The sequence below is a fragment of the Paraburkholderia graminis genome (assembly GCF_003330785.1).
GTDB lineage: Bacteria > Pseudomonadota > Gammaproteobacteria > Burkholderiales > Burkholderiaceae > Paraburkholderia > Paraburkholderia graminis.
This window is the reverse complement of sequence record NZ_CP024934.1, coordinates 389,642-402,199: the sequence shown is the minus strand read 5'-3', so window position 1 is coordinate 402,199 and position 12,558 is coordinate 389,642. Positions and strand designations below refer to the sequence as shown.

Annotated in this window: 12 protein-coding genes; 2 read left to right on the top strand and 10 right to left on the bottom strand. The window is 65.1% G+C overall.

Annotation, left to right across the window (positions count from 1 at the left end):
* Positions 1–67: 67 nt before the first annotated feature.
* The 4 genes from ptsP to CUJ91_RS01785 are packed head-to-tail and all read right to left on the bottom strand — an operon-like array spanning position 68 to position 5,565.
* Positions 68–2,632: a phosphoenolpyruvate--protein phosphotransferase gene (gene ptsP / locus CUJ91_RS01800; protein WP_192700005.1), complete on the bottom strand. Its 2,565-nt coding sequence runs from the start codon at positions 2,630–2,632 to the stop codon at positions 68–70.
* Positions 2,633–2,670: 38 nt separating this feature from the next.
* Positions 2,671–3,678: an SIS domain-containing protein gene (locus CUJ91_RS01795; RefSeq protein WP_029969676.1), complete on the bottom strand. Its 1,008-nt coding sequence runs from the start codon at positions 3,676–3,678 to the stop codon at positions 2,671–2,673.
* Positions 3,671–4,774 (bottom strand): N-acetylglucosamine-6-phosphate deacetylase, encoded by a 1,104-nt coding sequence (gene nagA, locus CUJ91_RS01790; protein WP_006048054.1) that lies wholly within the window; start codon positions 4,772–4,774, stop codon positions 3,671–3,673. Before nagA ends, CUJ91_RS01795 begins: the two co-directional genes overlap by 8 nt.
* Before the next feature lie 56 nt (positions 4,775–4,830).
* Positions 4,831–5,565, bottom strand: coding sequence for a GntR family transcriptional regulator (locus tag CUJ91_RS01785; RefSeq protein ID WP_029969675.1), 735 nt, complete (start codon positions 5,563–5,565; stop codon positions 4,831–4,833).
* 364 nt (positions 5,566–5,929) lie between these two features.
* Here CUJ91_RS01785 and CUJ91_RS01780 point away from each other — a divergent pair, with 364 nt between their 5' ends.
* Positions 5,930–6,856 carry a helix-turn-helix domain-containing GNAT family N-acetyltransferase gene (locus CUJ91_RS01780; RefSeq protein ID WP_114155761.1) on the top strand — a complete coding sequence of 309 codons (927 nt, stop codon included), beginning with the start codon at positions 5,930–5,932 and terminating at the stop codon, positions 6,854–6,856.
* A 6-nt stretch (positions 6,857–6,862) separates the two neighbouring features.
* Here CUJ91_RS01780 and CUJ91_RS01775 read toward each other — a convergent pair whose 3' ends face one another.
* The gene (locus tag CUJ91_RS01775; protein ID WP_006048057.1) at positions 6,863–7,675 is read right to left on the bottom strand and encodes a MetQ/NlpA family ABC transporter substrate-binding protein; all 813 of its coding nucleotides are present in this window, start codon (positions 7,673–7,675) and stop codon (positions 6,863–6,865) included.
* Between the two features lie 286 nt (positions 7,676–7,961).
* On the opposite strand from CUJ91_RS01775, the gene CUJ91_RS01770 reads away from it, so the two are divergent.
* The gene (locus CUJ91_RS01770) at positions 7,962–8,252 is read left to right on the top strand and encodes a YciI family protein (protein WP_006048058.1); all 291 of its coding nucleotides are present in this window, start codon (positions 7,962–7,964) and stop codon (positions 8,250–8,252) included.
* Between the two features lie 54 nt (positions 8,253–8,306).
* Here the strand turns inward: CUJ91_RS01770 and CUJ91_RS01765 are convergent, their stop codons facing one another.
* The 5 genes from CUJ91_RS01765 to CUJ91_RS01745 all read right to left on the bottom strand — a co-directional run bounded on the left by CUJ91_RS01765 (position 8,307) and on the right by CUJ91_RS01745 (position 12,489).
* Positions 8,307–8,924, bottom strand: a complete 618-nt coding sequence (locus tag CUJ91_RS01765) for an SCO family protein (protein ID WP_006048059.1) — start codon at positions 8,922–8,924, stop codon at positions 8,307–8,309.
* A gap of 6 nt (positions 8,925–8,930) precedes the next feature.
* Complete coding sequence (cyoE, locus tag CUJ91_RS01760) at positions 8,931–9,836, bottom strand: heme o synthase (protein WP_006048060.1); 906 nt, start codon at positions 9,834–9,836, stop codon at positions 8,931–8,933.
* Between the two features lie 6 nt (positions 9,837–9,842).
* Positions 9,843–10,952, bottom strand: coding sequence for a COX15/CtaA family protein (locus tag CUJ91_RS01755; RefSeq protein ID WP_006048061.1), 1,110 nt, complete (start codon positions 10,950–10,952; stop codon positions 9,843–9,845).
* 22 nt (positions 10,953–10,974) lie between these two features.
* A complete protein-coding gene (locus CUJ91_RS01750) occupies positions 10,975–11,703 on the bottom strand; it encodes an SCO family protein (RefSeq protein WP_107710504.1) in 729 nt (242 codons plus the stop codon).
* A gap of 69 nt (positions 11,704–11,772) precedes the next feature.
* Positions 11,773–12,489, bottom strand: a complete 717-nt coding sequence (locus CUJ91_RS01745) for an SURF1 family protein (protein WP_006048063.1) — start codon at positions 12,487–12,489, stop codon at positions 11,773–11,775.
* Between the last annotated feature and the right edge of the window lie 69 nt (positions 12,490–12,558).

The following is a 12,558-nucleotide window of genomic DNA, read 5'->3' as shown; positions in this document are numbered from 1 at the left end:
CCTCCAATCCTTGTCTCGTTGTCGACGGACGTCGTTAAGTTATGTAGCGATGCAAGCCGTGCGGAGTTCAGTCCAACGGCCAGGTTTCGCGGCTGACTGCTCTTACCGCCTGCGCCGATTCGAGCGCCAGTGCATCCTGGGCGCGCTGGCGGCACAGTTGATAATCGAGGTTGCGCACACGCGCCTTGATGCCCGGCACCGACACCGGGTCCACCGAAAGCTCGGTCACGCCGAGGCCGACAAGCAGCGGCATCGCAAGCGGATCGCCCGCAAGCGCGCCGCACACGCCGACCCATTTGCCATGCTTGTTCGCGCCCTGCACCGTGGCCGCGATCAGACGCAGCACAGCCGGATGCAGACCGTCGGCCTGCGCGGCGAGATCGGCCTGACAGCGGTCCATCGCGAGCGTGTATTGCGTGAGGTCGTTGGTGCCGATCGACAGGAAGTCCGCGTGTTGCGCAAGCTGATCGGCGAGCAGCGCCGCCGACGGCACTTCGACCATCACGCCCACTTCGATCGGCTCGGTGCGGCCAAGCTCGCGAGCGAATTCGTCGATACGTTTGCGGATGCGGATCAGTTCGCCGACGTCGGTCACCATCGGCAGAAGAATGCGCACGGCGCCGAACGGCTTGACCGCGAGCAGGCCGCGCAACTGATCGTCGAGCAGGTCGGGGCGCACCTGCGCGAGGCGAATGCCGCGCAAGCCGAGCGCCGGGTTCGGCTCCGGCGGCAGCGTGAGGTAATCCACTTCCTTGTCGGCGCCCACGTCGAGCGTGCGGATGATCGCGGTTCGCCCGCCGAGTGCGTCGGCAATGCCCTGATAACTCTGCCGATGCTCGTCCGTGGTCGGCGCGGCGGCGCGGTGAATGAACAGCAGCTCGGTGCGCAACAGGCCAACGGAGTCGGCGCCGTTTTCCACAGCCGTCTTTGCGTCGTCGAGCGTGGCGATGTTCGCGGCCACTTCGATCGCGCGGCCATCGGCTGTCACTGCCGCTTGCTGCGACATGCGGCGGTTCGCTTCGCGCACGCCCGCGAGACGATTGCGCTCGAGGCGCGCGCGCTCGACATCGAGCTCAGTCGGCGCAAACTCGAGACGGCCGTTCGTCGCGTTCACCACGACCTGCGCGCCCTCAGGAATCGCATGCAGCGCGTCGCCGACGGCGACCATCGCCGGAATGCCCGCCTGGCGCGCGAGAATGGCCGCGTGCGAAGTTGCGCCGCCGCGCGCCATCACGAGCGCCGTGACACGCGAGCGGTCGAGAGACGACAGATCGGACGGCGTGAATTCGTCGGCGGCGAGCACGGCTTCATCCGGCAACGTGCGCGCGGCCGCGTTCGTATAACCGAGCGCGCGCAGCACGCGCTTTTCGATGTCGCGCAGATCGGCAGCGCGTTCGGCGAGCAACGCGTCTTCGACATTGTTCAGGATGCCTATCTGTGCCCGGATCGCTTCGCGCCACGCGAAGCCCGCGCTCTTGCCGAGGCTGATCAGATCGCGCGCGGCGTCGAGCAGCGTCGGATCTTCGAGCAGCACGCGATGCACCGCGAAAATGCCCGCCTCGCCGACCGCGCCGCGTTGCGACGCGTCGCGCACTGTCGTGCCGAGATCGGCGTCGACGGTCGCGATCGCCTTGTCGAGCAGGCGGCTTTCCGCAGCGGACGTGCCGCTCGCCTGTTCCGGCGGATCGAGGTCCGCGTCGTCCCAGCGCACCAGCTTGCCGACCGCGACGCCCGGCGACGCGCACACGCCCGCGAGCGTATTCGGCGCGAGCGCTTCGCCGGCGGCAGGCGCCGCCGTTTGCGGCGCCTGCGAACTTTGCCGCGCCGGCTTCTCTTCCACTTCGCCGTGCGCCTCGCGCGTCAGTTCGTGAGCGATTGCGTCGACTGCGGCTTTGGCTTGCGGGCCGACGCCGAGCAGTTCGACCGTCGCACCCTGGCCCGCGCCGAGCCCAAGCAGACCAACCACGCTTTCGATCGCCGCCTTGCGTCCTTCATAACGCACTTCGACGCGCGCATCGAACGCACGCGCCGCTTCGCGGGCGCGCGCTGCCGGCCGTGCATGCAGGCCGCCCGCGTGGACCAGCGTGATCTGCGCACGCGCTTCCTCGGTCACGCCGGTCGCGCTCAACTGACGCGACGCCGCAGCCGCCGCGCCGTCGCGGGCACGCAGCAGCAACAGCGGCGTTTCGCCCGCCTTCAGCATGCCGCCTTGCGCGCGCTCGACAATTTCGAACGCATCGGAATTGGCGATCGCAATCACCGAGACGAGGCTCGGCGCACGCAGCGCCACCTGATCCTGATCGAACTCGATCAGCACATCGCCGGCACGCACCTTGGCGCCTTGCTCGACCATCGGCGCAAAGCCCTTGCCGTTCAGCTCGACGGTGTCGATGCCGATATGCAGCAGAATCTCGGCGCCTTCCGCGGTCGCCAACGTCACCGCGTGACCGGTGCGCGCGAGATGCGTGACGGTTGCGTCGCACGGTGCGACGAGCCGGCCCTCGAGCGGATCGACGCCGATGCCGTCGCCGAACATGCCGCCCGAAAACACCGGATCGGGCACGTTCGCGAGCGGCACGACCGGACCGGTCATCGGCGCGAGCAAAACAATATGGCCTTCAGAATGGCTCATTAAACGGGACTCCTCGACACGTCGCATCTGATTTCTCGTCAGTGAGTTTCGGTGACTTTGTTGAGATGGCGCGGCGCATCGGGATTGCGCCCGCGCGCGGCCGCAAGGCCGGCGGCCATCACGTAAAAGGACAGGATTGCGGCGATCGGATCGAGCGCCGCATGAGCGGTGGTGGCGAGCGGCAGCGTGGCTTCGGGCACGTCGGACGGCGCGGCCAGCAGCACGCGTGCGCCGCGCGCCTGCATATCGCGCGCGAGTTGCAGCAGGCCTGCCTGCTCCGGTCCGCGCGGCGCGAATACGAGGAGCGGATAGTCGCGGTCGATCAGTTCCATCGGACCGTGACGCACTTCCGCGCTCGAGAACGCTTCGGCCTGAATGCCGGAGGTTTCTTTCAGCTTCAACGCGGCTTCCTGCGCGATCGCGAGACCCAGACCACGGCCGATCACGATCATGCGTTCGATGCCGCGCAGTTCGTCGACTGCCTTCGACCAGTCGAGCTTGCCCGCGTCTTGCAGCGCATCCGGCAGCGTGTTCAGCGCGCCGAGCAGCGCCGCGTCGTTCTGCCAGTGCGCGACCAGTTGCGCGGAGATCGACAGCATCGCGATATAGCTTTTAGTAGCCGCGACGCTCAACTCGGGACCGGCGACGAGCGGCAGATGCCATTCGCAAGCATCCGCGAGCGGCGAGCTGGGCGCGTTCACGGCGGCAACGGTCAACGCGCCGGCTGCGCGCAGCGCCTGCATCGTGCCGACGAGATCGGGACTCTTGCCCGATTGCGAAAACGCGAGTGCAAGCTGATCGCGCACCTGAAGCGGCGCCTGCTGCAGCGTCGCGACCGACATCGGCAGCGAGGCAACCGGCACGCCAAGGCGGCTCATGGTTAGCGATGCGAAGTAACTCGCCGCGTGATCCGAACTGCCGCGTGCGACCGTGAGCGCGACATGGCGCAGCTTTTCTGCGAGCCGCGCGGCCAGCGCCTCGACGCGCGAGGTGTCCGTGAGTTGCGCGGCGACCGTTTCAGCGGACGCCAGCGCCTCTTTAAGCATATTCGACAATTGCTTCTCCTTCGACGTAAGTCGCGCTCAACGCCAGTTCACGATCGAACACGACGACGTCGGCCCACGCGCCGCGCGCGATACGGCCACGGTCTTCGATGCCGAGATAGTCGGCGGCGTAGCGCGACAAACGGTTTGATACATCGGCGATCGGCAGACCGATCGACACCAGATTGCGCAGCGCCTGATCCATCGTCAGGGTGCTGCCGGCAAGCGTACCGTCGGCGAGACGCACGCCGCCGAGACACTTCGTCACGTGTTGGCTGCCGAGGCGATATTCGCCGTCGGGCATGCCGGTCGCCGACGTGCTGTCCGTGACCACGTAGAGGCGCGGGATCGCGCGCAACGCGGCGCGGATCGCGCCCGGATGGACGTGCAGCAGGTCGGGAATGATTTCGGCGAATTCGGCGTGCGCGAGCGCGGCGCCGACGAGGCCAGGATTGCGGTGATGCAGCGGCGACATCGCGTTGAACAGATGCGTGAAGCCGCACGCGCCGTGCTTGAGCGCGGCGACGGCGTCGTCATAAGTGCCGAGCGAATGGCCGAGCTGCACGCGCACGCCGCGCGCCGCCATCGCCGAGATGATGTCCATGTGCCCGGCAATCTCCGGCGCGAGCGTGACCACGCGGATCGGCGCAATGGACAGGTACTTCAGCACCTCGTCCATCACGGCGGACACGGCTGCGTCGGGCTGCGCGCCGAGCTTGCCGGGGTTGATGTACGGCCCTTCCAGATGCACGCCGAGCACGCGCGCGCAGCCCGGCGTGCGCACCCGCGCGACGTCGCCGAGACCGGCGACCACGCTCATCAGCTCGTCGCGCGGCGCGGTCATCGTGGTGGCGAGCAGGCTCGTCGTGCCGTAGCGCGCATGCGTGCGGGTGATCGTCTGGATCGCGTCGCCGGCTTCCATCACGTCCGCTCCGCCGCCACCGTGCACATGCAGGTCGATGAAGCCAGGCAGGATGTACGGCGCATCGTTCGTTGCCGGATCGACGCGCTCGCCGGTGAGCGCGGTGATGCGGCCGTTTTCGAATTCGAGCGTGCCGTGAATCCACCCTTCGGTGGTGAGTATGTTTCCGGTCAGCATGAGTCTCTCTTGCAAGGCGTGATACGGGGCATGGCTGAACTGGTCGGCGGCGCCGCTTAGGTCCGCAGTTCAGCGACGAAGTCGTAGTAGTCGTCGCGGCAATAGGTGTCGGTCAATTCGATTGCGCGCTGGTCGGCGCTGTAACCGATACGGGTAATGACCAGCAGCGCCGAGCGCGGTTCGATGTCCATGAGTGAAGCGATCTCGCTCGAAGCGTTGACCGCGCGAAAGTGCTGCAACGCGCGCACGACTGCCGCGCCGCGTTGCTCGAGATAGCTATAAAGCGAGACGCCGATGGCGAGCGGATCGGGAACGATTGCAACCGGCAGCGCCGAATGTTCGACCGCCATCACGATGCCGTCGGCGCGGCGCAAGCGACGCAGGCTGGCGACCGCGGCGCCCGGCGACAAGCCCAGGTGCACCAGCTCCTCGCGATTGGCGGCGCGAATATCGCGCTCGAGCCAGACGGAGTCGGGACGAAAGCCGCGCTGCTGCATCTTCTTCGTGAAACCGGTGAGCCTGGACAGCGGGTCTTCGACGCGTGGCGTGATGAAGCTGCCCGCACCACGCGCCCGCCGGATCAGACCTTGCTCGACCAGCAGTTCGATTGCCTTGCGCGCGGTGATGCGCGACACGCCGATTGCGTCCGACAGCGTGCGCTCCGAAGGCAGCGCCTCGCCCGCGGACCACACGCCGCAGTGGATCGCCGTCGCCAGATTGCGCGCGAGCTGCAAGTACAGCGGCGTGACGTTGCGAGCGTCAGGCATGAGTGCGGACCAGCGAGTTTCCATGGCGCTCCGGCGGCCTTCGACCAGGTTCGGCCTGCAAAAATGAGAGCCCATTATATAACCAACATAATACCAGTCAACGGACTGGTTATAAGCCGGTACGTTCTGGCGCGAAGCCTTGCCGCATAAGCGTTGGCGGCGGTCAACGCGCGCTCGCGGCCCCTTTCTACGCCCCAGGATTTACCCGTATTCGAGTCGTTTGCGACGCGCAAATGACCAGTTGCAGACCAATTGCGCGGGCACGCGCGCCGCAGCTTCATACCGCCTTGATACCAGTCGATTCCCGCCTGCCGGACACGCGGCTTTGTTAATGAGGGCGCGTTCCAATATAGTGATAGCGAACGCATAAAAATCCGGAGATCAGCATTTGACCGATTCCGAGGCGCTGCGGCGGGCTCAGGCAGTCCGCCGCTTCAATCGCTTTTACACGCGGCTTATCGGCGCTCTGCACGAGCATCTGGCTCACAGCACTTTCTCGCTGACCGAGGTGCGCGTCCTGCACGAGCTGTCGCGCGGGCGCGAGCAAACCGCGTCGGTACTTGGCCGCGCGCTTGGACTGGACAGCGGTTATCTGAGCCGTCTGCTGACCAATTTCGAACGACGCAATCTCATCACGCGACGGCCGTCCGAGACCGACGCGCGTCAGTCGCTGATCGCGTTGACGGATAACGGCCACGCTGCGTACGCGCCGCTCGACGCCGCCGCGAGCCAGGAAGTGCTCGACCTGCTGGGCCGGCTCACCGCGGGCTCGCAGGAGCAGTTGATTGCCGCGATGAACATCGTCGAAAGGCTGCTTGGCGACAAGCCTCGGCCGCACACGGTGGAATTGCGTGCGCCGCGCCCCGGCGAATGCGGGTGGCTCGTGCATCGGCAGGCGCAGTGGTTCGCCGCGCAATACGGTTGGGACGAATCGTTCGAGGGACTGCTCGCGCGCGTGGTCGCCGACTACACGCAGCGCAACGATACGGTTCGCGAACGGTGCATCGTCGCCGATCAGCACGGCATGGTGGCGGGTGCGGTGTGCGTCGTCGCGGTATCGACGACGGTAGCGGGCCTGCGGCTCTTATGGGTCGAACCGGACCTGCAACGCCTCGGCATCGGCACGCGGTTGATCGCCGAAGCGACGCGCTTCGCGCGGCGTGCCGGCTATACGAGATTGACGCTGACCACGGCCAGCGCTTTGGAGGAACCGCGGCGCCTGTGCGAGCGCACCGGTTTCGAACTGGTCAGCGCGGCGCCGGAGCGCCGTTTCGGCAAGGACCTGATCGTCGAGCGCTGGGAGCTCGGGTTATAGGCCGCGTCAGAACGACGGCACCACCGAACCCTTGAACTGCGTCTTGATGAACTGGCGCACGTCTTCCGATTGATACGCGGCAACCAGCTTCTTCACCCACGGCTTGTCCTTGTCCTGCGTGCGCACGGCGATCAGGTTCGCGTACGGGCTGTGAACGTCCTCGAGCGCGATCGCGTCCTTGGTCGGCTGCAGGCCCGCGGCCAGCGCGAAGTTGGTGTTGATCGCGGCCGCGTCGACATCGGCGAGCGAGCGCGGCAATTGCGCGGCATCCAGTTCGACCAGCTTGATCTTCTTCGGATTCTCCGCGACGTCGAGCGCCGTCGCGTTGTTGCCGTTCGTGCCCGCGCCGGCCTTCAGCTTGATCACGCCTTGCGCTTGCAAAAGCAGCAGCGCGCGGTTCTCGTTCGACGGGTCGTTCGGCACCGCGACCTTCGCGCCTTGCTGCAAGTCCTTCACCGACTTCAGCTTCTTCGAATAGATGCCGAGCGGCGAGATATACGTGAGACCCGCGCTGACGATCTTGTAGCCGCGCTGCTTGATCTGGCTGTCGAGATACGGCTGATGCTGGAAGCTGTTGGCGTCGAGATCGCCGGCGTCGAGCGCGGCGTTCGGCTGCACGTAGTCGTTGAATTCGACGACCTTCACGTTCAGCCCTTCACGCTTGGCGACCTTGGTGACGACTTCCCAGATCTGCGCATCGGGGCCGCTGATCGTGCCGACCTTGATGGCTTTGTCGTCGGCGTGCGCGCCGAAGCTGGCGACGATCGCCGCGCCGGCGACTACTGCGGAGAGGGCTTTGATGATAATTCTGCGCTGCATGTCATTCTCTCTGTTTCTGGTCGAGTCCATTTGCAAGGGACTCGGGTGATAGCCGAAGACAGACGCTGACGACACGCGCGTCACCGCGCAATGAAGGGCGTCGCCGGCTGGACCGTAAATCGTCTCATATGCGCTGCAAGATGGGAAATACCGCAATCGCATATGAGTATGCAGCGCGCGGCTCGCGGTTCACGGTTCGCGGCGAAAGGTCACGCCGTGACGGATAATCTGGAACGTTGCCGCGAGTGTGCGCGGCATGTTCATTTGCGTGTGAGGACGCCTATCCATGTATGTCATCAACCTGATCTACACCGCTTCGCTCGAACGGATCGACGACGCGCTCGAAGCGCATCGCGCCTTTCTCGCGGAGCAATTCGAAGCAGGCGTATTCGTGGCTGCGGGGCCGAAAGTGCCGCGCGACGGCGGGATCATTCTGGCGGTACGTATCGAGCGCGAGAAGCTGGATGCGATCCTTGCGACCGATCCGTTCGCCGTGCAAATGCTCGCGCGTTATGAGGTGACGGAGTTCAAGACCACGCGGCTCGCGCCGGGATTGAATCTGCCGATGCCGGCTTGAGGTTGTCGCGGGTTGGTGTGGTCGCTACGTGGTTTCGACGCGGGTTTCGCTGCATCAATCCAGCAGCAGCTTGATGTCGTGCACCCAGGGCGCGGCGCCCTGGCCGTCGCGTGCGAAAAGGCGCAGCTTGCCGTCGGTGTCGAACACATAGCTCGCCGCGGTATGGTCCATCGTGTAGCTGTCTGGCGTCTTGCCCGGCACCTTCGCGTAGTAGATGCGGAAGTCTTTGGTCACCTTCTTGACCTGTGCGTCGTCGGCGGGACGCAGACCGACGAAGCTCGGATTGAACGCCGGCACGTATTGCCCGAGCAACGCGGCAGTGTCGCGCTCGGGATCGACGGTGACGAACAGCACTTGCACACGCTTGGCATCGTCGGGACCGAGTTGCTGCAGCGCTTGCGAGAGTTCGGCCATCGTGGTCGGGCAAACGTCCGGGCAATGCGTATAGCCGAAGAACAGCACGACCACCTTGCCCTTGTAATCCGCCATCGTGCGAATCTTGCCGGACGTGTCGGGCAGCGAGAAGTTGCTGCCGAATTGCGTATTGCCCGTAATGTCGAGATTCTGGAATGCCGGCTGCTCTTTGCCGCAGCCCGCGACAAACAACGCGCCGCCGAGCGCGCAGGCGATCACAGCAGCACGCGCGGCGCGCGCGAAGCGGATATTGAGCATGGGTTATTACACGCCGATCAGGACGCGCACATAGTGGTCGACCAGCAGCGCGGCGAACAGCAGCGACAGATAGACGATCGAATAACGGAAGGTTCGGCGCGCCAGATCGTCCGAATACTCGAGATAGATCTTCCACGCGTAGGCGAGAAACAACGCGCCGAGCAGCACGGCCGCGGCAAGGTACACCACGCCGCTCATGCCGGAGATGAACGGCATCATCGTGACGGCGAACAGGATCACCGTGTAAAGCAGAATGTGCAGCCGCGTGTACTTCTCGCCGTGAGTGTTCGGCAGCATCGGCAGGCCGGCATTTTCGTAATCTTTGCGGCGATACAGCGCGAGCGCCCAGAAGTGCGGCGGCGTCCACACGAAAATGATCAGCACGAGAATCCACGCGTCGCCCGGTACATGGCCGGTGACCGCAGCCCAGCCGAGCGCGGGCGGCATGGCGCCCGACGCGCCGCCGATCACGATGTTCTGCGGCGTGGCCGGCTTCAGCAGCAGCGTATAGATGACCGCATAGCCGACGAACGTGGCAACCGTGAGCCACATGGTGAGCGGATTGGCGAACGTGTAGAGCGTCCACATGCCGAGGCCGCCGAGCACGGCCGAGAACAGCAGGATCTGCGACGTGGTGATTTCGCCGCGCGCCGACGGACGCCACGACGTGCGCCGCATCTTCGCGTCGATCTTCTGTTCGACGAGGCAATTGATCGCGAACGCCGCGCCGGCCAGCAGCCAGATGCCGACCGTGCCGCCGATCAGGACGGGCCACGGCACCATGCCCGGCGTCGACAGAAACATGCCGATGACGGCGCAGAACACCGCGAGTTGCGTGACGCGCGGCTTGGTGAGCGCGATGTACTGCGACATCCTGCTGCCGGGCGTTTGGGGAAGTGTTGTGCTGTCCATGTGGAGTCACGCTGGCGCGGCATCGTGCGCGGGCAATACGGCACGGCCGGGACGGCTATAAGCGATTCGAAAGTTTAGCATAACGAGCAGGAGCAGCAGGACCGCCGCGCCGCCGTTATGAGCTACCGCGATAGGCAGAGGCCATTGTAGGACGATGTTCGACAATCCCGTGATGAACTGGATCAACACCACCAGCAATACGCCGTTCGCCGGACGCCGCAGCGACTCGAAGCGGCGCAGCTTGAGCGCAAACCACACGAGGTAGGCAATCACCACGAACGCAAACGTGCGATGCGTCCAATGGATTGCCACGAGCGCCTCCTGCGTGATCATGTCGCCGTCGCCCGTCATGCCGAGCGCACGCCACAGATGGAAGCCGTGAGCGAAGTCCATCGGCGGAAGCCATTGGCCGTTGCAGGTCGGGAAATCGGTGCAGGCGAGCACCGCATAGTTCGTGCTGACCCAGCCGCCCAACGCGATCTGCGCGATCAGCAACGCGAGACCCGCTAGCGCCGCCGTGCGCCAGCGCGCGGCTTCGGGCTCGTAGGCGGGCAGCGGCGTTTGGCGCGCGGCGAGCCAGCCGAGCATGCCGAGCAACGCGAGGCCGAGCAGCAGATGCGTCGTCACGATGACCGGCTGCAGTTTCAGCGTAACCGTCCACGCGCCGAACGCGCCTTGCACGAGGATCAGCAGCAGCAGCGACGTCGGCCACCACGGCGACACATGCAGCGGACGGCGCTTGATGCGCGCGACCCACGCGATGACCGTCTGCGCGACGATCAGCACGCCGATGGCCATTGCGAAATAGCGATGGATCATCTCGATCCAGGCCTTCGTCATGCTGACGGGGCCGGTCGGCATCGCCTGATGCGCGGCCGTGATGGCCGCGTGCGCGATAAACGGCGACGACGTGCCGTAGCAGCCCGGCCAGTCCGGACAGCCGAGCCCGGAATCGGTGAGACGCGTGAAGCCGCCGAACATCACGAGGTCGAGCGTGAGGAACGTGGTGAGCCAGACGAGCTTGCGGAATTTGTTGTCGTCGGCCTTGACCCACACGTAGGACAGCGGCAACAACGCGATACACAAACCGATCAGGCCCAATTGCAATACGAACATCTTGATTACCCTGGTTGCGGCATCAGCCGATGCGGGACCACTTGAGCAGCTTGGTCAGGTCGCCCTTGATCTTGCTCGGGTCGGGATCTTTCGGGAAACGCATCATCAGATTGCCGTTCGGATCGACCATATAGAGGTGGTCGGTCACTCGAGTGCCCTTGTCGACGGGCAGCCATGCCGACACTTGCGCCGGATCGGCAATCAGCATGTTGGTGTCGGGATACGCTTTTTGTATCACGTCAGCGACGTTGCCCGCATCCGTGCGCAGCCACACTTCTACTACACGCTCGCGTTCCGGGCCCTGTGCCGCGCGGATTTGCCGCATGAAGTACAGCTTCGTGACGCAGGCTTTGTCGCAGGCGCTGTTGTCGACGGAAACCAGCAGCCAGTGGCCGCGCAGCGTGGCGAGCTTGAGCGGCTTGCCGTCTTCGCCGGTCACGACGAGCGACTCGGGAATCGGCCGTTGCGGTTCGACGAGCGTGCCGTAGCTCGTCGAACCGCCCGTCGGCTTGACGACGTAGTACATGAAGTACGAGATGGCGATCGGCGCGCCGCAGACGATGGCCAGCAGCAGCAGCATCCAGCGGCCGCGCTGCCACGAGCCGCGGCCATTCGGTTGGCCGGGCATTGGTTTCGCTGCAGCGCGTTGGGCGGCGGCGGGGCTCGCGTTGCCAGGTTTCGCGTTGGACTGTCCGTTGGATTTGCCGCCGGATTTGCCGGTCTCGGGCGAACGGGGAGATTGCGTCGACACTACGTGACCTCTTTCAATGATTGTGCGGCTCGCGTCGAACTCACATGGAACGACACGAAACACGCTGCGTCACACGCCGGGCGCGTGCTCTTTTCTGGCGGCGCGGCGCGCGGCGTAAAGGCCGAAGGCCACCGCCGCCGCCGCCATGCCCCACCACTGGAACATGTAGCCGTAATTGCGCTCCACGCCGCTGGTCGGAGCCGGCCAGTCGCGCACGAGCTTGTCGCCGTCGTCGCTCAATTGCTGGATCACGAACGGCTGCAAAGGCAGTCCGGTTTCAGCGGCGTAAGCGGCGATATCCAGGTTCTGGCGAATCGGCTGATGCGCGGCCGAACCGCCCTGCCCGAGTTCGTAAGCACGCGACGCATCGGCGCGCGCTATGCCTTCGATCTCGATCTCACCCTGCGGCGTGACGTACGGCGCGATCGTCTCGCGATTGCTCATATTGCGCGGCAACCATCCGCGATTGATCAGCACATAACCGCCGTCCGCGAGTTTAAAAGGCATCACGACGTAAAAGCCCGGCTGATCGTTATACGGACGATTGTCCAGGTACACGACCTTGTCCGCGACAAACGTGCCGCGCGCCTTCACGCGATGAAATTCGATGTCCTTCAATGCCACCGGCGCGCGGGTCACGGGTTGAGCGGGCGCGTTTTCGAACTGCGTGATGCGCGCCTCGAGCGCTTCTTTCTGATGCGCGCGGTCGCGCTGCCAGAAGCCGAGCCGCATAGTGACCGCGACCACCAGCAGGATCAATAACGCGGGCACGAGCCGGAATTTCATCGACGATACTCCCTGCCTGCATTGAGCGCCGCGGGGAACGCAGGGCAAACGCCGACGCGCGGTGAGATA